Origin of the sequence: Nocardia canadensis, from assembly GCF_032656385.1 — a bacterium.
Lineage (GTDB): Bacteria > Actinomycetota > Actinomycetes > Mycobacteriales > Mycobacteriaceae > Nocardia > Nocardia canadensis.
Window position 1 is genome coordinate 1,951,729 of sequence record NZ_JAVCWB010000008.1, and the last position, 22,222, is coordinate 1,973,950.

At 71.3% G+C, this 22,222-nt stretch carries 21 protein-coding genes and 1 pseudogene; 11 read left to right on the forward strand and 11 right to left on the reverse strand.

What is annotated here, in order from left to right; genetic code table 11:
* Window positions 1-32: 32 nt before the first annotated feature.
* Window positions 33-884 carry an SAM-dependent methyltransferase gene (locus tag Q7X29_RS22925; protein ID WP_316575323.1) on the reverse strand — a complete coding sequence of 284 codons (852 nt, stop codon included), beginning with the start codon at window positions 882-884 and terminating at the stop codon, window positions 33-35.
* 100 nt (window positions 885-984) lie between these two features.
* Between Q7X29_RS22925 and Q7X29_RS22930 the strand changes: the two genes are divergently transcribed.
* Window positions 985-1,542, forward strand: a complete 558-nt coding sequence (locus tag Q7X29_RS22930) for a TetR/AcrR family transcriptional regulator (protein WP_316575324.1) — start codon at window positions 985-987, stop codon at window positions 1,540-1,542.
* A gap of 7 nt (window positions 1,543-1,549) precedes the next feature.
* On the opposite strand, the gene Q7X29_RS22935 is transcribed toward Q7X29_RS22930, so the two are convergent.
* Window positions 1,550-2,461, reverse strand: a complete 912-nt coding sequence (locus Q7X29_RS22935; protein WP_218721657.1) for an EamA family transporter — start codon at window positions 2,459-2,461, stop codon at window positions 1,550-1,552.
* A gap of 127 nt (window positions 2,462-2,588) precedes the next feature.
* On the opposite strand from Q7X29_RS22935, the gene Q7X29_RS22940 reads away from it, so the two are divergent.
* On the forward strand, window positions 2,589-3,479 hold the full coding sequence (locus Q7X29_RS22940) for an RNA polymerase sigma-70 factor (protein ID WP_218721655.1): 891 nt from the start codon (window positions 2,589-2,591) through the stop codon (window positions 3,477-3,479).
* Window positions 3,480-3,494: 15 nt separating this feature from the next.
* Here Q7X29_RS22940 and Q7X29_RS22945 read toward each other — a convergent pair whose 3' ends face one another.
* Window positions 3,495-5,021 carry an FAD-dependent monooxygenase gene (locus Q7X29_RS22945; protein ID WP_316575325.1) on the reverse strand — a complete coding sequence of 509 codons (1,527 nt, stop codon included), beginning with the start codon at window positions 5,019-5,021 and terminating at the stop codon, window positions 3,495-3,497.
* 162 nt (window positions 5,022-5,183) lie between these two features.
* Entirely contained in the window at window positions 5,184-5,882 is a 699-nt protein-coding gene (locus Q7X29_RS22950) for a MerR family transcriptional regulator (RefSeq protein WP_218721653.1), read from the reverse strand.
* 110 nt (window positions 5,883-5,992) lie between these two features.
* Between Q7X29_RS22950 and Q7X29_RS22955 the strand changes: the two genes are divergently transcribed.
* Both Q7X29_RS22955 and Q7X29_RS22960 read left to right on the forward strand, forming a co-directional pair.
* Window positions 5,993-7,216, forward strand: coding sequence for an erythromycin esterase family protein (locus tag Q7X29_RS22955; protein ID WP_218721651.1), 1,224 nt, complete (start codon window positions 5,993-5,995; stop codon window positions 7,214-7,216).
* A gap of 36 nt (window positions 7,217-7,252) precedes the next feature.
* The gene (locus tag Q7X29_RS22960; RefSeq protein WP_218721649.1) at window positions 7,253-7,876 is read left to right on the forward strand and encodes an alpha-ketoglutarate-dependent dioxygenase AlkB; all 624 of its coding nucleotides are present in this window, start codon (window positions 7,253-7,255) and stop codon (window positions 7,874-7,876) included.
* A 40-nt stretch (window positions 7,877-7,916) separates the two neighbouring features.
* Here the strand turns inward: Q7X29_RS22960 and Q7X29_RS22965 are convergent, their stop codons facing one another.
* Window positions 7,917-8,492 (reverse strand): TetR/AcrR family transcriptional regulator, encoded by a 576-nt coding sequence (locus Q7X29_RS22965; protein ID WP_218721647.1) that lies wholly within the window; start codon window positions 8,490-8,492, stop codon window positions 7,917-7,919.
* Between the two features lie 97 nt (window positions 8,493-8,589).
* Between Q7X29_RS22965 and Q7X29_RS22970 the strand changes: the two genes are divergently transcribed.
* The 3 genes from Q7X29_RS22970 (at window position 8,590) to Q7X29_RS22980 (ending at window position 13,490) form a co-directional block, all read left to right on the forward strand.
* Window positions 8,590-9,555 carry a quinone oxidoreductase family protein gene (locus Q7X29_RS22970; RefSeq protein ID WP_316575326.1) on the forward strand — a complete coding sequence of 322 codons (966 nt, stop codon included), beginning with the start codon at window positions 8,590-8,592 and terminating at the stop codon, window positions 9,553-9,555.
* Between the two features lie 152 nt (window positions 9,556-9,707).
* On the forward strand, window positions 9,708-10,859 hold the full coding sequence (locus Q7X29_RS22975) for a serpin family protein (protein WP_394358726.1): 1,152 nt from the start codon (window positions 9,708-9,710) through the stop codon (window positions 10,857-10,859).
* Between the two features lie 114 nt (window positions 10,860-10,973).
* Window positions 10,974-13,490 carry an NERD domain-containing protein gene (locus tag Q7X29_RS22980; RefSeq protein ID WP_316575328.1) on the forward strand — a complete coding sequence of 839 codons (2,517 nt, stop codon included), beginning with the start codon at window positions 10,974-10,976 and terminating at the stop codon, window positions 13,488-13,490.
* A 139-nt stretch (window positions 13,491-13,629) separates the two neighbouring features.
* Here Q7X29_RS22980 and Q7X29_RS22985 read toward each other — a convergent pair whose 3' ends face one another.
* The 5 genes from Q7X29_RS22985 to Q7X29_RS23005 form a co-directional block, all read right to left on the reverse strand.
* Entirely contained in the window at window positions 13,630-14,625 is a 996-nt protein-coding gene (locus Q7X29_RS22985) for a hypothetical protein (RefSeq protein WP_316575329.1), read from the reverse strand.
* Between the two features lie 81 nt (window positions 14,626-14,706).
* Entirely contained in the window at window positions 14,707-14,973 is a 267-nt protein-coding gene (locus tag Q7X29_RS22990) for a YciI family protein (RefSeq protein WP_308248675.1), read from the reverse strand.
* The gene (gene nusB, locus Q7X29_RS22995) at window positions 14,970-15,485 is read right to left on the reverse strand and encodes a transcription antitermination factor NusB (protein ID WP_218721639.1); all 516 of its coding nucleotides are present in this window, start codon (window positions 15,483-15,485) and stop codon (window positions 14,970-14,972) included. Before nusB ends, Q7X29_RS22990 begins: the two co-directional genes overlap by 4 nt.
* Window positions 15,486-15,487: 2 nt before the next feature.
* Complete coding sequence (gene efp, locus Q7X29_RS23000) at window positions 15,488-16,051, reverse strand: elongation factor P (protein ID WP_218721637.1); 564 nt, start codon at window positions 16,049-16,051, stop codon at window positions 15,488-15,490.
* A 48-nt stretch (window positions 16,052-16,099) separates the two neighbouring features.
* Window positions 16,100-17,221, reverse strand: a complete 1,122-nt coding sequence (locus tag Q7X29_RS23005) for a M24 family metallopeptidase (protein WP_316575330.1) — start codon at window positions 17,219-17,221, stop codon at window positions 16,100-16,102.
* Between the two features lie 175 nt (window positions 17,222-17,396).
* On the opposite strand from Q7X29_RS23005, the gene Q7X29_RS23010 reads away from it, so the two are divergent.
* The 4 genes and pseudogenes from Q7X29_RS23010 (at window position 17,397) to aroB (ending at window position 21,719) form a co-directional block, all read left to right on the forward strand.
* Window positions 17,397-17,870, forward strand: a complete 474-nt coding sequence (locus Q7X29_RS23010) for an A24 family peptidase (protein ID WP_316575331.1) — start codon at window positions 17,397-17,399, stop codon at window positions 17,868-17,870.
* 179 nt (window positions 17,871-18,049) lie between these two features.
* The gene (gene aroC, locus Q7X29_RS23015; RefSeq protein ID WP_218717195.1) at window positions 18,050-19,267 is read left to right on the forward strand and encodes a chorismate synthase; all 1,218 of its coding nucleotides are present in this window, start codon (window positions 18,050-18,052) and stop codon (window positions 19,265-19,267) included.
* A gap of 245 nt (window positions 19,268-19,512) precedes the next feature.
* A pseudogene (locus Q7X29_RS23020) lies at window positions 19,513-20,019 on the forward strand (shikimate kinase); the annotation flags it as partial.
* 584 nt (window positions 20,020-20,603) lie between these two features.
* Window positions 20,604-21,719 (forward strand): 3-dehydroquinate synthase, encoded by a 1,116-nt coding sequence (gene aroB / locus Q7X29_RS23025; protein WP_218717161.1) that lies wholly within the window; start codon window positions 20,604-20,606, stop codon window positions 21,717-21,719.
* A 49-nt stretch (window positions 21,720-21,768) separates the two neighbouring features.
* On the opposite strand, the gene Q7X29_RS23030 is transcribed toward aroB, so the two are convergent.
* Window positions 21,769-22,215, reverse strand: coding sequence for a B-4DMT family transporter (locus Q7X29_RS23030; protein WP_218717162.1), 447 nt, complete (start codon window positions 22,213-22,215; stop codon window positions 21,769-21,771).
* Window positions 22,216-22,222 lie beyond the last annotated feature (7 nt).

Below are 22,222 nucleotides of genomic sequence, written 5' to 3' on the forward strand. Positions count from 1 at the left end.
CGACCCTGACGCCACGTCAGGGTCAACCACGATCAGTCGCGCACCGCGAGCACCACGCCGACCTGCGGATCACCGACCGCCACCGGGCGTCCGAGCGGTGCGACCAGGTCGTCCCAGGCGCGGAACTCGGTGCGCCAGCCGTGTTCGATCAGCCAGCGCTCCCCCGGCCGCGCGGTGTCGTCCCGTGAGCCGGGCGCCGCCGCGTCGCCGGAGACCAGGCGACGCAGCTCGGCATAGTGCGGTGCTTCGGGGTCGACTGCGAAGCGGCTCAGGCCGAAGCGACTGCCCGGCGCGGACAGACAGCTCAGCGTCTCCAGCACCCGGACGTGGTCTGCGACGGGGAGATACGGGAGCGCGCCCTCGTCGACCCAGTGCGTCGGCAGGTCGGGGCGGAAACCGCGCTCGCGCAGCAGAGTCGCCCAGTCCGCGCGCAGATCCAGCGGCAGCACCTCCCGTCGCGCCGTCGGCCGCGCGGCGACCGCGCGCAGCACGGGCTCCTTGAAGGCGAACAACTCCGGCAGATCGAGCTCGAAGACGACGACGTCGGCGGGCAGTTCCATTCGGTAGGCACGGGTGTCCAGCCCGGCGCCGAGCAGGACTAGCTGGGTCACGCCGTCGGCGACGACCTCGGCGACCCGGTCGTCGGCCAGCCGCACCCCGGCCGAACGGCCCTCGAAGAACGCCTCGGCCAGCGACTCGACCCGGGCCCACCGTGCCGCGCCTTCGTCGGTGCGGGTGAAGTCGCGGCGCGCGGCGTCCACGAAGGCCGCGGCGAGCGGGTCGCCGTAGAGCCGGTCGGGCCTGCGCGTTTCGCGGGCCCTGATCAGCGCGACGCCGAGGGCGGTCAGCGCGGCTCCGGCCGCGGGTGCGTGGGTCTTCGTCATGGTGCCCCTCCTCACAACTAACTTGACGACCGGCTAGTGATCTCGGTCACGAATCGACGGTAAGCTCCTCCTAGCCGGTCGTCAAGCAAAGGAAAGCCCCGTGGACGGACGTCGAAGCGATACCAGGGAACGCATTCGCGCGGTGGCGATGGCGTTGTTCTCCGAACGCGGGTACGAGAAGACGTCGCTGCGCGAGATCGCCGAACGCCTCGGCGTTACCAAAGCGGCGCTGTACTACCACTTCCGCACCAAGGAGGACATCGTCGTCAGTCTCTCCGACGACCTGCGGCGCGGCATCGACGACATCGTCACCTGGGCCGAGCAGGCTCCCCCCGGACCCGAACGTGCCGAACAGATCCTGCGCCGCTACAGCGACCTGCTGCACAGCCTGGGCCGCGACATGGTGCGGTTCTGGCACGAGAACCAGCCCGCCTTCCGCGATCTCGGATTCGGCGCGGGATTGCGGTACCAGTTCCGGGTGCTGGCCGATCTCATGACGGCCCCCGATCACGCGCCACTGGACGTCTATCACGCCCGCCAGGCGCTGCTGGCGATCAGCTGGAGCGTGTCGATGATGGGCGACCTCGACCTGTCCGACGACGACATGCGCACCGCCGCGACGGCTGTCGCGGTCGACATTCTCGCGAAGATCTCCTGACGGAGCGCTACAGCGGGGCGGGCGGTTCCGGGGCGGTCTGCCGGGTGGGCAGCGCGCTGACCGTCAGCGCCAGCATGACCAGGGCGATACCCGTCAGCTCGGGGACAGTCGGGCGCTGGGCCAGCGCGACCGCGCCGACCACGGCGGCGGTGGCCGGGAGCAGCGCGAGCAGCAGAGCGAAGCGGGCCCGGCCGACCGCGGTCAGGACCACCTGGTCCAGCGCGTACGGGACCGCGCTCGACAGCACGCCGACGCCGAGCCCGAACAGCCAGGTGCGGGGATCGGCGAAGACCGACGGGTCGATCGCCGATTGCGGGATCAGGACGAACGGCGCGAGCAGGGCCGCGGCGACCGCCATGCCGACGGCGAGGGAGTCCAGGCCGTCACCGGCGTCGGCCACCCGCTTGCCGACCAGGATGTAGCCGGCCCACAGCACCGCCGACGCGACCGCGAACCCCACCCCGACCGGCTCGACATCGAACTGCACCCCGGCCAGCAGCAGCACCCCGACGGTGACCAGCGCGACCGCGAGCACGTCCCTGGCCCGCCGCGAGCCGAGTGTGGCCACGGCCACCGGGCCGAGGAACTCGATGGCGACGGCGGTACCGAGCGGAATCCGCGCGATCGCCTCGTAGAACACGATGTTCATCGACACCGTCACGACGCCGAAGCCGGCCGCCACCGCGATCCCCCGCCGGGTCCACCGGCTGCGCCACGGTCGCCGCCAGGCCAGCAACGCCAGCCCGGCCGCGGCGGCGCGCAGCCACGCGACGGTCGCCGGTTCGGTGGTGTCGAACAGGAACACGCCCAGGGCGGCACCGAGATACTGCGAGGTCGCGCCGACGACGAACACCAGCGGCACCGACCAGCCGGGCAGGACGGTACGGGCGGGCCGCTCGGTCGTCGAGATCGCATCCATTCCCGGAGTAATCCACAGCCGGGGACGGATTTCAACGCGGAACCGGAGCGTGACCGACCCCACTGTCACATCACGGCGGGCGGCGGCGTCTCATGGGCATGACCGGCACCGACAGACAGGACCATCCATGAGCGACGGAACCGATGCCGCCACCGCGGCTTTCGTGACGCACCGCAACCTGCTCTTCACGGTCGCCTACGAGATCCTCGGCTCGGCCGCCGACGCCGAGGACGTGCTACAGGAGACCTGGTTGCGCTGGGCCGACGTCGAGCAGGCCGAGATCCGTGATCCGCGCGCCTATCTCGTCCGCATCGCCACCCGGCAGGCACTGACCCGGCTGCGCACCCTCGGCAGGCGCAAGGAGACCTACGTCGGGCCGTGGCTGCCCGAACCACTGCTCACCGCGCCGGATGTCGCCGAGGACGTCGAGCTGGCCGACAGCGTCTCGATGGCGATGATGCTGGTGCTGGAGACGCTCGCGCCGATCGAACGGGCCGTGTTCGTCCTGCGTGAGGTCTTCGACCTGGCCTACGACGAGATCGCCGCGGCCGTGGACAAGAGCCCGGCCGCGGTGCGCCAGATCGCGCACCGGGCCAGGGCCCACGTGGCCGCGCGCAGGCCACGCGGCCCGGTGTCCTCGACGCAGAGCCGCGACGCGCTCGCGGCGTTCGCGCGGGCGGTCGAGACCGGCGACCTGCAGGGACTGCTCGATCTGCTCGCGCCCGAGGTGGTGCTGCTCGCCGACGGCGGCGGCGTGGTCAAGGCGGTCGTGCGGCCGATCGTGGGGGCCGACAAGGTCGCGCGGCTGATGGCGGGCGGCCTGCCCCGGTTCCCCGGGGTGGTGTCGACCGAGCCGACCCAGATCAACGGCGCGCCCGCCCTGCTCCTGCGGCTCGACGGCAAGCTCGACAGCATCGTCACCCTCCGGCTCGACGAGGGTGCGATCACCGGCCTCTACGTGGTGCGCAATCCCGAGAAGCTGTCGCGGATCCAGCAGGCGACCACCGTCGTCCGCTGATCCGCGACGGCCAGGTCAGGGCAGACCGACCCAGGTGTCGAGCGCGGCGCGCAGCACGGGTGTCGCGACATCGGCGGATTCGTCGATGCCCGCGGCCCAGGCGACGTAGGCGTCGGGCCGCAGCAACAGCGCGTCGGCGGGCCGGTCCTCGGTCTCGGCCGTGACGATCACGATCCGCGGTTCCCGGTCGAGGGCCAGTTTGCGCAGATCCGCGCGGTCGGCGAGGTCGAGGAAGACCGGACGCGCGGTGTGCAGGAGTTCGGCCACGCTGGTCGTGCCCTGCTCGGTGCGCAGCGGGAGATCGGGCGCGAAAGCGCCGGCCAACGGGTGCGGATCGGTGCCGGGAACCGAGTAGCGGACATCGTCGGCCGAGATCATGCCGGCCAGCCTGCGCAGCGCGGGCTCGTCGGCGAACAGTTCCTGGAACACCGCGCGCAGGGCATCGGCGGCCTCGTCCTGACCGCGGCGCAGTGCGGCCTGAGCACGGGTCTGCTGCAGGGCCCGGCCCGCCGCGGCGTGGCGTTCGTCGTGGTAGGTGTCGAGCAGTCCGGCCGGGGCGGTGCCCCGCACCGTGGCGGCCAGCTTCCACGCCAAGTTGACCGAGTCGAGCATGCCGACGTTGAGCGCCGTGCCGGTGGCGGGCAGCAGGTGCGCGGCGTCACCGGCGAGCAGGACCCGGCCTGCCCGGTAGCGCTCGGCCCGCCGGGCCTGGAACTGGTAGCGCGACAACCGGACCGGTGCGCCCAGCGGCAGCTCGGCGCCCAGGACCCGCTGGGCGCTGGCACCGAGTTCGGCGAGCGTCAGCGGATCGTCGTTGTCGTATTCGGTGAGGTCGTCCTCGGTGGTCTGGAAGAACATCACCCGCTCGTCGGCCCGCACCGGACCGATCGCGAAGACCCCGCGCTCGGTCCTGGTGAAGCCGGGCCGAATCGGACCGAGGCCGGGCACGTCGATCCCGCCGTCGTCGAGGACGGCGACCGAGTCCGGCAGCGCCACCACACCGAGTCGGTTGACCTCGGGAAAGGTGTTGCCGGGGAACGGGATCGCGGCCAGTTCCCGGATCCGGCTGCGCCCGCCGTCGCACCCGACCACATACTGCGCACGGACCCGGTACGGCCCGTCCGGTCCGGTGACCTCGACGGTCACGGCGTCGTCGTCCTGATCGAGCGCGGTCACCTCGTGTCCGCGGCGGATCTCGGCACCGAGTTCGACGGCCCGCTCGGCGAGCAGTTGTTCGACCCGCGCCTGCGGAATGCCCATCGCGTCCATCGGCCCGTCCGCCAGCGGGGTGAAGTCGACGTGCATACCGCCGAACGGGAAGATCGGCGCCGGGATCGGGCTGCCGACGGCGGCGAAGCGGTCGAGCAGACCGCGGTAGCGCAGCAGGTCCAGGATCCGGCCGCCGAGGCCACTGGCCTTGTGGGCGGTGCCCGGCTCCGCGCGCCGCTCGAGCACCATGGGGCGCACCCCGGCCAGGGACAGCTCCCCGGCGAGCATCAGTCCGGCAGGTCCGGCGCCGACAACGATCACGTCGGTCTTCATTTCACGCACGTGCGTCACTCCCATTTTCGCCGGTCCGAACGTCGAGGAGCGATTCTGCAGGACGACCGGGGTCTTGCCGCAAGCCCCCCGGTCGGCTATACCTTGGAAGGGGCGAGGAACGTCTTCGGTTCGCCCACTCCGGCTTTCGCCGACCACCACGCGCTATTGTGGCTCGTCGAGCATGCGGAGGTAGCCGTCGAGCTGGGCCGCACCGGCGAGCAGGTGTCGACTACGCGCGGTCAGCCGGTCCTGCCAGTCCTGCAGAAAGGTGCTCAGCGCGGCGGCCCCACCCGCCGCGCGCAGCGACGCGACGAACTGCGCGACCTGGGTCAGCCGATAGCCGCCGCGCCGCAGCTGGCGCGCGATCTCGGCGTCGCGCACTCCCGCCGCCTCGTAGTGGCGATAGCCCGTTGCGGGGTCGCGGTCGGGGCGCAGGATGCCCGCGGTTTCCCAGGTGCGCAAGGTCGCCGGATGCACTCCGATCCGGCGCGCGAGCTCGCCCACGCTCAGCGCTCGACCGGCGATCGGGGCGGGCGCGGTGGTCGACAGACTCCCCAGCGCGGTGGCGACCTCGGTGCGGGTGGCGCGCTCGTCGAGCAACGCGACATGCGCGCCGTCGATGAGCCGGTACGCGGATTCACGATCGCCCCGGTGGACGGCCCGCAGGATCGCGGCCGCCTGCTGATGCCCGTGTCCCCCACGCAAAGCGAGAAAGGCTCGCAGCGCCTGTGCGTTCCGGGGCGTGTAGCGCCGGTAGCCGGACGCGCCGCGGTCGGCGGGTCCGAGGATTCCCGCCTCGTCGTAGTTGCGGATCGCCTGGGCGGACAAGCCGTGTTCCCTGGCCAGATCGATCGGCCGCAACACCCCTCCTTTGAGGCTTTTCTCGGCTTTCACCAGTAAAAATCCGCGAAAGCTTCACCCGAACCTTCAACGATACTGTCGAAGGCATGCCCGCCGATCAAGGAGTGTTCATGCCTACCGCCACCACGCCCCGCGAACTCGCACGCGAACTCGACGACGCGGCGAGCCTGGGTCGTGCCGTCGACGATCTGCTCGCGTGCCGTGCCGAACCGCCGGTCCTGCTCGCACTCGGCGAGCCCACCCACGGGATCGCGGCATTTCCGTTGCTGCGCAACGAACTCCTGGCGCAGCTGGCCGAGCGCGGATTCCGGTCGATCGCGCTGGAGTCCGATCTGTTCGCCGCCGCGATCGTCGACGACTACATCAGCGGGACCACCACCACCGACCTCGAGACGGTGCTCGCCACCGGATTCAGCCACCGCTTCGGCGCCGTGCCCGGCAATCGCGAACTCGTCGAATGGCTGCGCGGCTACAACGCGAGACGCTCCCCCGCGGACCGTCTGCGCTTCTACGGCTTCGACGCGCCGCTCGAGCAGACCGACGTCCCCAGCCCGCGCGCTACCCTGACCGCGGCCGGCGGGTATCTGCCCGAACCACTGCGACCGGCCGCCCTGCGCGACCTCGAGACCCTGCTGGGCGAGGACGCCGACTGGACGAACCCGGCGGCCGTGTACGACCCCGCCGCCTCGATCGGCGGTTCCGACCGCGCCCGCGCGCTGCGCGTGGTGGCCGACGACATCGTGAGCGCGCTGCGCCGCGCGGCACCGGCGCTGCGGCCCGCCGACCCGGCCGGCTACGACCTCGCCCTCGCCAACGCGCGCACGGCCCTCGGCCTGCTGCGCTACCACGCGGCCGTGGCCGCACCCGGCGCCGATCGCATCGCGACCCTGCTCAGCGTGCGCGCCGAGATGATGGCCGACAACCTGCTCGCGATCGTCGCCGCGGAGCAGCACCGGGGACCGGCCCTGGTCTTCGCGCACAACGTGCACCTGCAGCGCGCCGGATCCACGCTGACCATGGGCGGCGACGACGCGCACTGGTGTGGCGCGGGCGCGCTCGTCGCGATGAGCCTCGGCGAGAGCTACGCGTTCGTAGCCACCGACGCGAACCCGAAGAGCCTCCCGGGCACCCTCCAGGGCGAGCTGGCCGCGGCCACGTACCGCCGCGCGCTGTTCCCCGCGTCCGCGCTGCGCGCCGCGCTCCCGGCCTCGATCGGCGTGGGCGAGCCGATCGTGCCCGGTCACCTGCCGTTCGAGCCCGCCGGGCTCGCGGGCGCCGACGCGATCGTCTTCGTCGCCGACACCGATGGCACACGGCACGAATACTGGCACTGACCGAACATACGTTCGAACGCGCGCTAGACTGTCGACATGTCGCTGCCCCTGCAAGGTTCACTGTTCGACGGTGATGCGGTTGCGCTGGGTTCGATCGAGACGATCCGGCGCACCCGCCTCGACGCCACGGCCTGGGTGGATGTCCTCCCCGGCTGGCTGAGCGGCGCGAGTGTGGTGTTCGACCGGTTGGCGGAGCGGGTGCCGTGGCACGCCGAACGCAGACCCATGTACGACCGGGTCGTCGACGTGCCACGGCTCGTCTCGTTCTTCGGCGAGCACGATCCGCTCCCCGACCGAATTCTCGTCGCCGCGCGCGACGCGCTGAGCAGCCATTACGCGGCCGAACTCGGCGAACCCTTCCGCACCGCCGGATTGTGCTTCTACCGCGACGGCCGCGACAGCGTGGCCTGGCACGGCGACACGATCGGTCGCGGCGCCACCCACGACACCATGGTCGCGATCGTCTCCGTGGGCGCGCCTCGCGCCCTGCTGTTGCGCCCGCGCGGCGGCGGAGCCAGCGTGCGATTCACCGCCGGACACGGCGATCTGCTGGTGATGGGCGGCGCCTGCCAGCGCACCTGGGAGCACGCTGTCCCCAAGACCACGCGACCGGTCGGACCGCGCATCAGTATCCAGTTCCGCCCGCGCAACGTGCGCTGACGACGCCTCCTCGGCGGCATGGACCGCGCCGCCGCCGGGCTTAGGCTGCGATCAGCACCGAACGCACCAGTTCTCGCACCCCCGCGCGCAACCGGTCGACCTCGCCCGCCCTGGCCAGTTGCTGCGCGAGTTCCCCACCGAGGGTCGACAGCAGGAGCGCGCCGACCGTCTCGGCGTCGATCTCCGGGCGTACCTCGTGCAGCAGGGTGGTGATGTGCTCGGCCCAGAACGCGTGGAATTCCGCGCTGCGAGGGTGCGGGGGCATGGCCCGGTAGGCCGCGATCAGTTCGACGTCGTCGGTGACCATGCTCGTCATCGCGTCGAAGAAGGCCAGTAGCCGGTCGGTCGCCGGGGCGCCGGGACCCAGCGGCGGCGGCCCGCTCGTCACAGCCGCCATCAACGCGATCGCCCCCTCGGCCACCAGCTCGTACAGCAGGCCGGCACGGCTGCCGAAGCGGTGGAAGATGGTCCCCTTGCCGACGCCCGCAGCGGCGGCGACCCGATCCATGGTCACCCCCGCCGCGCCGTGTTCGGCCAGCAGCGCGGCGGTGGCGTCGAGGATCGCTCGACGGTTGCGCGCGGCGTCGGCGCGCTCGGTGGGGCGTGGGCCTGTCATGACATCGCTTCCTCGGCGGCCGCCGATCCGTTGACAAGTTGACCGCCGGTCCATATCGTTCGGATATCTGGACCGGCAGTCAACTTATGGAGTTCTGATGCAGGCAATCGTAATGACCGAGACCGGCGCACCCGAGGTGCTGGTGCCCCGCGCGGTCGACGCACCGCGACCGGGCGCCGGGCAGGTCCTCGTCCGCGCCGAGGCGATCCCGGTGCTCTACCCGGAGACCCTGGTGCGAGCAGGGACGTTCCCCTTCCCCGCCCCGCTGCCCGAGGTCTTCGGTTTCCAGGCGGCGGGCACGGTCACCGAAGTCGGCGTCGGCGTGGATGCGGCACTGCTCGGCGCCAGGGTCGTCGCCGCCACCAGCGGTTTCGGCGCGTACGCCGAACTCGTGGTGGCCGAGGCGGATGCGCTGACCGTCATCCCCGACGGCCTGAGCACCGATCGCGCCGCCGCCACCCAGATGCCGGGTTCGGTCGCCTTGGCCCTGGTCGCCACCGCGGCGCTCACCCCCGGCGACACCGTCCTGGTCGAGGCGGCCGCGACCGGCGTCGGCAGCGTCCTCACCCAGCTGTGCGCGGCGGCCGGGGTCCGTGTCGTCGCCACCGCGGGCGGCACCGAGAAGGCCCGCCTCGCCCGCACCCACGGCGCCGCCGAGGTGATCGATCACACCGCCCCCGACTGGGCCGATCAGCTCCGCGCCACCCTGGCCACCGACACCGTGGATGTCGTCTTCGACTCGATCGGCGGCGACTCCGTGACACCCCTGCTCGACCTGATCACCCCGCGCACCGGCCGCATCCTCAGCTACGGCTGGCTCGCCGGCCTGCCCACCCAGCTCACCGCCGTCGACCTCATCCTGCGCGGCCTCACCCTCACCGGCTGCGCGGGCGCGGCCTGGCTCGCCGAGGTGGCACGTCAGCGCGCGGCCGCACTCGACGCCGCCGCGCGAGGACAACTGACCGTCGCGATCGATTCCGTCGTGCCGCTCACCGAGGCCGCGACGGCTCACCGCATGCTCGAGCAGCGAAGCGCCCTCGGCACGATCCTGCTGCGGCCGTAGGAAGCACGCCGGCGTCGTCGACGGACAACCCCGCGCGAATCGGCCTCCGGGGTGGCCGATAGGCAGACGGCGGCGGTCGGTGAGCCGGTCGGGGTCGTAGGATTCCGGGCATGGGGAGTCGATTGGCGTTGCCTGTTCGTTCGTCGAATGCGCTGACCGCACGATGGACTACGACCTTCGCCGACGATGATGCCGTGGTGTCGGGGGCGGGTGCGTGGCCGTTGCTCGCGGTGCTGGCGGGGGCGGCACAAGGGGCAGCTCAAGGGGAACTGGCGGCGGCGGTAGGGGTTTCGGCCGAGTCGGCACACGCGGCCGGGCTGGCGCTGCTGCGGTCGCTCGATTCCTCGGCCGAGGTCGCGGTGGCGACCGGCGCGTGGGTACGACCCGGGATCACCCTGCGCGACGCATGGGTCCGCAGCATGCCCGCCGGTACCGCGGGCACGCTGCTGGATCAAGCCGCCCTCGACGCCTGGGCGAGCGAACGCACAGGCGGCCTGATCGAGAAGTTCCCGGTCACCGTGGACGCCTCGACGGCCTTCGCACTGGCCACGGCCCTGGTCGCCCGGACCCGCTGGGTGCGGCCGTTCCAGCTGATCCGGTGGTCCCCGGAATCCGGGCCGTGGCAGGGACATCAGGGGCCGGGGCTGTCCCGGCGCAGCCACGCCGACGGCAGCGTCACCGTCCTCGGCGGCGACGTCACCCGGGTGATCGTCACCGGCACCGGCGATCTCGACGTCCACCTGCTGATCGGCACACAGGGGCCGCGGCAGGCACTGGCCGTCGGCCTGGCCGCGCTCGACGACGAGAATTCCGCACCGGGCACGCCCACTCCCGACACGACGGCCCCGTGCCTGACGGTGACGCGGTGCAAGACCTTCGGCGGGGACAGTGTCGACCTCCAGCTCCCGCCGTTCGAGGTCCGCAGCGCACACGACCTCACCGACCACCCCCAGCTGTTCGGGTTGGCCGCAGCGAGCAGCGTGGAGTCCGCGCGCCTGCCCGGGATCTCCGACTACCCGCTGGCCGTGAGCACGGCCGGGCAGCACGTGATGGCCCGGTTCGACGCGGCCGGGTTCGAGGCCGCCGCGATCACCGCCGTCGCGATGCGCACCGGCAGCGCACCTGTCGAACGGTGGGCGACCGTCACCGCCGTGCACATCGATCGGCCGTTCGGCTTTCTCGCCGTGCACCGGCCGACGGGAACGGCCGTTGTCGCAGGTCAGGTGACCCGCCCACCGCGGGAATGGGATTCGCCGTCCCCCGCCGACGCCACCGCCCGGCCCGCCTCCGGCGGTGCTCGGTGAGAGCGGTAATCGATATTGCCGATCCTGTTGCTCGGCAACAAGATTCGGTTTCGATGTCGCCGACGGAGGTCGTATCCTGGTAGGGGTCCGCAATCGGTTGCTCAGGGGGTCGTGGTGATCGTCGTTGTCGCGGACGAAACCGAACTCGAAGGCGCAGAAGAGATCGTCGCGGCGGCGATCCGGGAATGGGCCGCGTCCGAGGTAGGGGGCGTGGCGATCTTCCGCTGCCATGTGCCGGAAAGCCGGGGCGGATCGGTCGAGGTCGACGCCCTGGTGTGCACGCCCCAGGGCGCCACCGTGGTGGAGGTGAAGGGGTTCACCGCACGCCAGGACGGCGTGCTCGCCACCCCGCCCAACGGTCCGTGGACGGTCGACGGCGAGGAAGCCGCGCTCTATCACGCGGTGCGGGTGCCCAATCCGTTCGTCCAGGTGCGCAGGCAGGTGTTCGCCGCCAAGAATCTGCTGCAGCAGTCCGGGATCTTCGGGTGGGTGAACGCGGTGGTCGCGCTGGTCCCCCAGCCCGGCGCCCAGATCACCCTTGAGGAGGCTCGCATCGCCGATGGGTACCGGGCGGTGCTGATCGAACGCGAGGATGCCTCGTCCCTGCGCGACTATTTCCACGCCGAGACAGGGCGCACGGTCCGGCTCAGCGTCAACGATGTGCGCCGGGTCTTCGCGGCGCTGAACCTCAGCCGCCTGCTGCCCTCCCGGGTAGCCCTGGCCGACCAGGGATTTCCGGCGCGGCTCGCCCCGTCGACCACGAGCAAGCCGGCGCCCACCTCGGTCGGGCTCGGGCAGGCCGACGACGGCGCCGCAGGCGCGGGGGCAGGCGGCACGTCGCGGGCGGGTACCCGGGTGGCGCAGGCGAGCACTCCCGGATTCCTCGCGGCGATCGATCGGCTCACGCATCGGCCGTGGCCGTCGAACGGGGCGCCGGACGCGGATGCGGTGGCATCCCAGCAGGAATCCGCCGAGCAGGCACCGAGCGCGGTCACCACGACCACCGAGGATGACCCGACGCCCGGCGAGAACTCGATCGGCGCCGCCGCGCCGTTGGCGGGGTTGGTGAGTATGACTGCCACAGCGGACGACTCGCGGGATGCGTCGTCGCCGAGCACAGCGGACTCGGCCGAGCTTTCCGAGGAAACAGCGGATGAGCAGGAGCGGGCGGTGGAGTTGCCCGCGGCGGACTCTTCCGACGAAACCGGAACTCCCGTTTCCGCGCCGGACAGTGCCCCCAGCGCGGAAACCGCCCCTGCGCCAGGGTCTGCGCTGGTCGCCCGCACCGGGCCCGACAGCGCGGACCCCGACGGACAGGATGTCGATCTGCCCGAGAGCACAGGCGACGGATCGGTCGGGGCGGTGAGCGAAGGATCGGCCACGGAGGAAGCGAGCGTCGCGGTTTCCGGCAGTGGCGGCGCAGCCGAGGATGATCCGTCACCCGACGAAACGGCTACCGGCGTGGTGGAGCGGAACGAATCCGTCCCCCGGACGGACTCCGTCGCAGCGATGCCGACCAGCGAAGGTGCGGGAGATGCTGTGTCGCTGGTCAAGTCGACCGACGATCGGTTCGCCGAACCGGAGGTAGCGCAGGTCATCGAATCTCCGAGCAGTTCCCCCTCGTCGAGCAGCGCCGCGAATACCGGGATCCCGCACGAAGCCGAGCCGTCATCGACCGACGACGAGGAGGCCTACGACGACGAACCCTGGTCCGAGGACGAGGATCCCGACGATCCGGAAGTCGCGGCACCCGGCTACGCCGTCGCGGCAGGCACCGTCGCGGCCGGTACCGCCGCGGCCGGTACCGCCGCGGCCGCGGCATGGTCGTCATCGGCACCGCACGAGCCCGATTCCCTCCGGCACCCCGACCGGTTCGACGATTCCGAACACTGGAGCGACTGGGTCGATCAGGGGCGGACACCGGCTCGTCCGGTCGCGTCGAATCGCACGCGGGCACGGGCATCGAACCGGTCCGGCGGGCCGTCCCTGCTCGAACGCTGGCGCAATACTCCGGTGCGCGAGCGCCGCCCCCGCGAGCGACGGCGACTGCGGATCGGTCCCGGAATCGGCTTGCTGCTGTTCATCGCCCTGTTCGGGGCGGGGTTCTTCGCCATCACCGCGGTGCAGGCGAGCCGGTTCGAGATGGCGGACTACGACCGGATGTGCGGTGACCGCAAGCCGTTCCCGAACGCCGCGGAGTACCAGCGCGACGGTGCGCGCCCGATCTATCTCTCGGGTGAGCTCGCCACCATCGTCGGGGCCAGCGATTCGCCGGCGTGGAATCCCAGCGACACGTCCTCGGTCCAGCTCATCGCCTGCATGCGGCAGACCAGCCTGGGCGATCTCGTCCAGACCTGCCAGCTCCCGGCCGCGCCGGGCGCTCCCATCGGACGCACCGTCAATCTGTTCCGGGCGACCTACGAGATCACCGTCTACGAGCTGCGCACCGGACGGGAGGCAGGGCGCGCGATCATGGTCGGCGAGCGCTACTCCGCCGATCCCGCCAACACCGACCCCGATCGATGCCGCGCCGTCGCCGACGCTCCCGATGTCCTCGGCCGCAGGCTGGGCCTGCCCTCGACAGCGCAGGTCACCGGGTTCCTCGCGCCGCTGGTCCACGCCGATCGTTGAACCGGCTTGACCTCGAGCGCACTCGAGGTTGCAAGATCATTCGCGTGCCCAGCGCACACCCGACACCACGCCACCCAGCGTCGGTCGTGCCTCCGCCGGTTTCCCGTACACCCACCGGCGGAGGCCGTCGGGATCGGGCTCAAGCCACCGGCGCCGCGGGCGTGGCGTGCTGGTCGCCCTCCGCCTCCTGCGCGCGAGTGAGTTTGGCCTGCGCGCGCCGCAGATCCTCGGCGATGATCTGCAGGGCGGGCGGTGTCGTGAGGCCACGCGCGCGAATCAGGTCGCCGACCGATTCCAGCCGGCTCAGCGACGCCGCGACATACCCCTGCAGGACGGCGATGCGGTCGGCGGGCACCGACTGGATCGTCTTGCTCACCAGCGATTCCAGATCGCGTTGCGCCTTGAGGGTGTCGGAGGTGAGCACCGCGAACAGGCCCCACAGATCATCGACCGGTTCACCGGCGACCTGCGCGCGCAATGCCTCGTAGGTCTCGTTGCGCCGGGCCGAGGCCTCCATGACATCGCGCAGCGCGTCGTTGAGGTGCGACCTGGTCGCCTCCGGAATCCGGTACACCCGCGTGGTTTCGGTGGTGCCGATCCGGTCGGCGACTCGGCTGACGATGGCCAGCGCGTCGTCGAGATCGGTGAGCGCCACTCGCAACAGCGGCGCCGTCGTGTGGAAGCGGGGCTCCATCGCCTGCAGGTCGTAGAACTCGTTGATCCGCTTGCTCGCCACCGCGATATCCCGGCTGAGCAGGGCGACATTCTCGTGCAATCCCATCGCGTGCAGCCGCTGGTCGACTGCGGAATCCAAGGCGGCCAGCACATTCGGATCGCGCGGTTCGTGGATGTGATGCACCGCGGAGGCGATGCCCGACCGGGAGAACGCCTTGGTGAAGAAGATCGTGCTGATCGACAGCGACAGGCCGAGCACGAAATCCGGCTGCACCTTGAAGATCTCGCGCACGCTGCCGCGCGCCATGATCAGGATGGCGAAAACGACCGCCAAACCGAGTGCGGCCCAGAGCAACTGCGCCCGGGTCAGGTGCCAGCTGCTCAGTGATGGTCGTTCACTCACGGTCTCCCCCAGCCCGCCGATCCGACGGCGTTCGATGCTGGTTGCATTCTCCGGCATGTCCCGATGATTCGCATCGGAAGTGGCCGGAACGGCGACAGCCGCGCATCCGGTGGGATACGCGGCTGTCGCCGGAAGGTCTCACGCCGAGACGGCGATCTCCCATTCGTAGATCGTCAGCTCCGACGCCCCGGTGGTGTGAACCGGATCGGCGTGCGCGATAGCCGTTGCGGCGTCCAGGCTTTCGGCCAGGACGACGTATGCGCCACCGGTGCCGTCGGTGAACCGGCCGCTCTCCTGCAGCCGTCCCTCGGCGAGCAACTCCTGCAGGAACGCGCGGTGCGGTTCGACCACGGACTGATCGAACGCCGGCGTGCGCATGACCATCACGAGGTACTTGTTCGTCACGACCGATCCTCCGGCGCGGGACGCGCGGCCCTGGTGGCCGCCGCGGCGGCACGCACCTGCGGCGCGACCTGCACGACCTGGCCCAGCACACCGTTCACGAACGACGGCGAGTCGTCGGTGGACAGTTCCTTGGCCAGCTCGACGGCCTCGTCGACCGCGACCACCGGGGGGACATCGGTGGCGTGGAACAGCTCCCACACCGCGATCCGCAGGATCGCCCGGTCGACGGCGGGCAGGCGCGACAGCGTCCAGTCCTGCAGGTAGCCCTCGATGGTGCCGTCGACCCGGTCCAGGTCGTCGGCGACGCCTTCGACCAGGACCGAGGTGTAGGCGTGCACGGGAGCCACGCTCTGGTCACGGGTCGCCAGCTCGGCGCGTTCCGTGAGCAGGTCGGAGACGTCGACGTCACGCGCCTCCGCCTCGAACAGCAGGTCCACGGCCCGGCGGCGCGCCTTGTGGCGTGCGCCGAGCTTCTTGAACGAGCCCTTTTTGTCTGCCGGGGAGTCCGTCACGATCAGGCGTTGACGCGGCCGAGGTAGTTGCCGTCGCGCGAGTCGATCTTCAGCTTGTCACCGGTGTTGATGAACAGCGGGACCTGAACCTCGGCGCCGGTCTCCAGGGTGGCGGGCTTGGTGCCGCCGGTGGAGCGGTCACCCTGCAGGCCGATGTCGGTGTGCTGCACGACCAGCTCGATGGTGACGGGGAGCTCCACGAACAGCGGCGCGTCCTCGTGCACGGCCACCTGCACGCCCATGTTCTCCAGCAGGAAGCGCGCACCGTCGCCGATGGTGGACTCCGGGATGGAGATCTGGTCGTAGGTGTCACCGTCCATGAAGATGTAGTCGGTGCCGTCGTGGTACAGGTAGGTCATGTCGCGCCGGTCGACGGTCGCGGTCTCGACCTTGACGCCGGCGTTGAAGGTCTTGTCGACGACCTTGCCGGACACGACGTTCTTCAGCTTGGTCCGCACGAACGCGGGGCCCTTACCCGGCTTGACGTGCTGGAATTCGACGATCTGCTGGAGCTGACCGTCGATTTTCAGCACAAGGCCGTTCTTGAAGTCGCTGGTGTCCGCCACTGTCCTCGGATCTCCTCGTTCGTTTACTGCGGTCTCTGGGGACCGGCGTCACTCGACGACGGTCAGGTCCTTGCTGGTGAGGGTGAGCAGGTCCGGGCCCGCCTCGCGTACCACGAGCGTGTCCTCGATCCGGACCCCGCCGCGGCCGGGAAGGTACACACCAGGTTCGACGGTCACCGCCACGCCAGCAAGTAGTGTACCGGTACTCGTTTTCGCCACTCCGGGCGCTTCGTGGATCTGCAGCCCGACCCCGTGTCCGAGGCCGTGCACGAACTGCGCGCCGTAGCCAGCCTCCTCGATGACGACCCGAGCGGCGGCGTCGACCTCGGCGGTCCCGGCGCCCGGTTTCAGCGCCTCACGCCCGGCCCGCTGGGAGCGGGCGACCAGCTCGTAGATCTCGCGCTGCCAGTCCTCGGGGGTGCCGAGCACGAGGGTGCGGGTCATGTCGGAGTGGTAGCCGTCGACGACCGCGCCGAAATCGAGTTTGACGAAGTCGCCGGTGGCCAGCACCGCACCGGTCGGGCGGTGATGCGGAACCGCCGAGTTCACCCCGGCGGCGACGATCGTCTCGAACGAGACGGCGTCGGCGCCGTGTTCGAACATCGCCCACTCGAGGTCGCGCGCGACCTGCCGTTCGGTGCGCCCCGGCCGGATCGATCCACGCTCGAGCAGGCTCGCGAGGCCAGCGTCGGCGGCCGCGCAGGCCGCGCGCAGCTGCGCGATCTCGTACTCGTCCTTGACCATGCGCAGCTGCTCGACCAGGCCGTTGGTCGGCACCAATTGCAGTCCGGTGCGCAGTTGCTGGAACGACGTGTGCTCGGCGACGGTCACCACATGGCTCTCGAAGCCGATCCGGCCCAGCTGCCATTCACCGGCCAGCTCGATGATCCGCCGCGCGGTGGCCCGGGAGATCTCGGCGCTCAGATCGGGGACCTGCGCGGCCACCTGCGCGGAGTAGCGGCCGTCGGTGCCGATGACGGTGCGGTCCTCGGCACCGCGCATGTCCCAGGAGTGCACCAGGAGCACGGCATTGGATCCGGTGAACCCGGTCAGGTAGCGGATATTGACCAGATCGGTGACCAGCAGCGCGTCGACGCCGTTCTCCACCAGCAGGCTCCGCAGAGCACCACGCCGTGCCGCGTGATCAGGACGCGGGGTATCAGCACACATGTGTCAACGCTACCGCTCGACGACCGACACGTCGGCACCGAACGCCGCACTTTCCCGCCATCGGCGCGTCCGCTCCCGGCGGGACTGGACACCGCGTTGTCCACATCGCGCCGAGTTGTCCACATTCGCCGATCGGACCTCGATCGGGCGGCCGCCGCCGCGCACGATCGAACGCATGACCACTGCCGCGTTCTGCCTGCTCATCGCCTGGTGCTTGCTGCTGGGTGTCATCGATATCCATGCCCGCCGACTGCCCAACGCCCTCACCGGCGTCGGCGCGGCGGCGGTATTCCTCTACGCCTGGCACACGGGCAATCTGGCGACCGCGGTCATCGGGGCCGCGTTGCTGACGATGCCGTACCTGGTGACCCACCTGCTCTCGCCCACCGCGCTCGGCGCCGGTGACGTGAAACTGGCGGTAGGTCTCGGGGCCGCCGCCGCGCTCGCGGGACCGCCGGCGTGGGTGTGGGCGGCCATCGCCGCGCCCGCGCTCACGGCGGCGATCGCGGTGGGCGTGCTCGGTGGGCAGCGGCTGCGGGCGGCTCTGGGTCGCGGGGGCGACAGCGTGCCGTCGATACCGTCGTGGCGACCGGTGCCGCACGTTCCGGCCATGTGCCTGGCCACCGTCACCGCGATGGCGCTGGCATGAGCGCCACCGCGACGCGCCGGGCCGATCACCGACCTGGCGTCGGCGCCCCGGTGCCGGTGGCCACCGCCTCGACGCTGCGCCATCCAGGCGGTGGCCGCCACCGCGCGGCCCGGCGCGGCGGCGACGTGCCGCTCGTCACGTCGGCCCACGTTCCCGACCACGCGTGTCGACATGGGAAGATGGTCGGCGTGTTGCGCTGGATAACTGCCGGAGAATCCCATGGTCCCGCTCTCGTCGCCCTCCTGGAAGGGATGGTCGCCGGAGTCGAGGTGACATCGGACGATGTCTCCGCACAGCTCGCGCGCCGTCGGCTCGGTTACGGGCGCGGCGCCCGGATGAAGTTCGAGGCCGACAAGGTCACCCTGGTCGGTGGCGTGCGCCACGGCCGGACCATGGGTGGTCCGGTCGCGATCGAGGTCGCCAACTCCGAGTGGCCCAAGTGGACCGAGGTGATGTCGGCCGACCCGGTCGACGCGGACGCGCTCGCCGGGATGGCGCGCAACGCGCCGCTGACCCGTCCGCGCCCCGGTCACGCCGACTACTCCGGCATGCTCAAGTACGATTTCGACGACGCTCGTCCGGTGCTCGAGCGGGCCAGCGCCCGCGAGACCGCGGCCCGCGTCGCGGCCGGCACGGTCGCCCGCAACTTCCTGCGTCAGGCCTTCGGCGTCGAGGTGATCTCGCACGTGGTGTCGATCGGCACCGCGGCCAACACCACCGGCGTCATCCCCGGCCCGCACGATCTCGACGCCATCGACGCCAGCCCGGTGCGCGCGTTCGATGCCGACGCCGAGGCGGCGATGATCGCCGAGATCGAGGCCGCCAAGAAGGACGGCGACACCCTCGGTGGTGTCGTCGAGGTGATCGTCTCCGGTCTGCCGATCGGGCTCGGCTCGTTCATCAGCGGCGAGCAGCGGCTCGATTCCCGGCTGGCCGCCGCTCTCATGGGCATCCAGGCGATCAAGGGTGTCGAGGTGGGCGACGGTTTCGAGACCGCGCGCAGGCGTGGCAGCCAGGCCCACGACGAGATGCGTCCCGGGCCTGACGGTGTGCTGCGCTCGACCAACCGCGCGGGCGGTCTGGAAGGCGGCATGACCAACGGTGAGGCACTGCGGGTGCGCGCCGCCATGAAGCCGATCTCGACCGTGCCGCGCGCGCTGTCGACCGTCGACATGTCCACCGGCGAGGAAGCCGTCGCGATCCACCAGCGCTCGGATGTGTGCGCGGTGCCCGCGGCCGGTGTGGTCGCGGAATCGATGGTCGCGCTGGTGGTGGCGCAGGCCGCGCTGGAGAAGTTCGGCGGCGACTCGCTGACCGAGACCCTCGCCAACATCACCGGCTACCTCGAGCGGATCGGCAACCGCCCGCACGTGCCCGCGGACAGCCGTACGCCGTGACCGGGCCGGGACAGGAGGGGGCCGCGGAGGACAACGACGCGGGTCCCCCATCGACTGTCGACACCGGCGGGCAGGCCGACCGAGCCGTCGGCTCCGCTGACGCGGTCGGCACCGTCGACGCGACCAGCACCCGCGCCGCCGACTCGACCGGTGACCGCAGTGCCACCGTTGCGATCGCTGAGGCCGCCGCGAGCAGTGCCACCGACGCGACCGGTGCCACCGACGCGAGCGCCGATACCGAGGCGGTGACCGTACCCCGTGCCTGGGTGGTGCTGGTCGGGCCGCCGGGGTCGGGGAAGTCGACCATCGGACGCAAGCTCGCCAGGGAGCTCGGGGTCGAGCTCTACGACACCGACGCCGGGATCGAGGCCGAAACCGGCCGCTCCATTCCGGAGATCTTCGCCAACGACGGTGAACCGGAGTTCCGGCGGATCGAGGAGCTGGTGGTGCGGCGTGCCGTGCTCGAACACGAGGGTGTCGTGTCGCTCGGCGGCGGGTCGGTGCTGTCGGCACGGACCCGCGCGGTGTTGCGCACCGCGACCGTGGTCTACCTGGAAATCAGTGTGGCCGAAGGACTTCGGCGCACCGGCTCGAGCAATGCCCGCCCGCTGCTCAACGGCACCGATCCCGGTGCCAAGTACCGGGAGCTGATGCGGATCCGGCGCCCGCTCTACCGCGAGGTCGCCACCGTGCGCGTGCGAACCGACGGGCGCAGCCCCGGCCGGGTCGTGCGGATGATCCTCACCAAGCTGGGCTTGGAATCGGTGCGTACCGATCTCGACGCCGAGCGCGCCGGCGGATCCGGTACCGCCGCTTCGGGTTCGGCCACCAGCAGGCCCGGAATCGGCAGCAACCGGTCGCGGGCGCGTCGCCGCGCCAGGGCACGCGCCGCGGCCGCGCGCCGGGCGAACGAGCAGGCCACGATCGACCGGACCGCGTCGGCGGCGACCCGATCCGCCGACGCCGGGTCGAGCGGTGACGCGGGCACAGCGCAGGGCGAAGCCCGCACGACCGGCACTCGACGCTCCCGGCGTACCAGGTCCCGTCGCGGCGGGGTCCGCATCCGCTCGGCCGCGGGCACGAATCGCGACGCCGACGGCAAGACGGCGACGCGCGCCACCGGCGGCGACCAGGCAACGCAATCCGCGGCGTCACCGGATCGCCCGGCAGGTCAGCGCGCGGGCACCCCCGTGCCGACCGGACAGCGTTCCGGATCGGGCCAGACCGGCGACGCGGACCGCTCGACCGCTCAGGGCGAGCGCACACGGCGCAACCGGCCGCGGCGACGCGGCGGCCGACGCAAGACCAACGACCAGAAAGAATCGGAGCAGCGCACGTGACAGAGCCGACCACCATCCAGGTCCGCACCGCCGACCCGTACCCGGTGATCATCGGACGCGGGCTGCTCGGCGATCTCGTCGAGGCGGTCACCGCGGGCAACGCCGTGCGGACCGTGGCGATCTTCCATCAGCCGCCGCTGGCCGAGACCGCCGAGGTGGTCCGGAAAGCGTTGGCCGACACCGGGATCGACGCGCACCGCATCGAGATCCCGGATGCCGAGGACGGCAAGGATCTGGCCGTGGCCGGGTTCTGCTGGGAGGTGCTCGGCCGGATCGGGCTGACCCGCAACGACGCCATCGTGAGCCTCGGCGGTGGCGCGGCCACCGACCTGGCCGGCTTCGTCGCCGCCACCTGGATGCGCGGCGTGCGCATCGTGCACGTGCCGACCACGCTGCTGGCGATGGTCGACGCCGCGGTGGGCGGCAAGACCGGCATCAACACCGAGGCGGGCAAGAACCTCGTCGGCAGCTTCCACGAGCCGAGCGCCGTGCTGGTCGACCTGGCCACGCTGGAGACGGTGCCGCGCAACGAGATCGTGGCGGGCATGGCCGAGATCATCAAGGCCGGTTTCATCGCCGACCCGGTGATCCTGGACCTCATCGAGGCCGACCCGGAGGCCGCGCTCGATCCCACCGGTGACGTGCTGCCGGAACTGATCCGGCGCGCGATCCAGGTCAAGGCCGACGTGGTGGCGGCCGACCTCAAGGAGTCGAGCCTGCGCGAGATCCTGAACTACGGCCACACCCTGGGGCACGCCGTGGAGCGTCGCGAGCGCTACCGCTGGCGGCACGGTGCCGCTGTCTCCGTCGGCCTGGTGTTCGCGGCCGAGCTCGGCAGGCTGGCGGGTCGCCTCGACGACGCCACCGCCGACCGGCACCGCACCATCCTGGAGAGCGTCGGCCTGCCGGTCAGCTACGACGGTGACGCGCTACCGCAGCTGATGGACGCGATGCAGACCGACAAGAAGACCCGTTCGGGTGTGCTGCGATTCGTGGTGCTCGACGGGCTGGCCAAGCCGGGCCGGCTCGAGGGTCCCGATCCGTCGCTGCTGGCCGCGGCCTACTCCGCGATCGCGCGCGAGGCGTCCACCGGCGGCCCGATCCTGCTCTGAACGGCACTGTGCCCGGCGAGCGCGCTCGCCGGGCACAGTACCAACGGACTCAGACTGCCGGAGCGAACTCCGGTTGCGTAGTGGGAGAAGGGGATTCGGGGGTGCGCCGCGCGCGGCGGCGACCGAAGGCGACCCCCGCGAGCCCGGGCAGGAAGATCAGCAGCATGATGAACGACGCCGCCGAGGTCAGTTCGAACAGCGCGCCGGAGTCGCCGAGTTCGACGCCGGGCACCTGATCGAGGATCAGGCACACGGCACCACTGGCGAGACCGGCCACGGCCCCGGCGGCCAGCCAGCGCACGGTGAGATCATCGGTGGTGCCCGACCGGCCGTCGCGCATCCCCCAGACGACCACGACACCGACGATCACGACGAGGCAGGCGACCCGCCAGATCATGCCGTAGGTCGGCCAGAACGCCATCGCGAAGCCGAGCAGCAGCCGTAAGCCGACGACCAGCGCGCCGAGGACGGTGGCTCGTAACACCCAAGCGGTCATGTGCAAC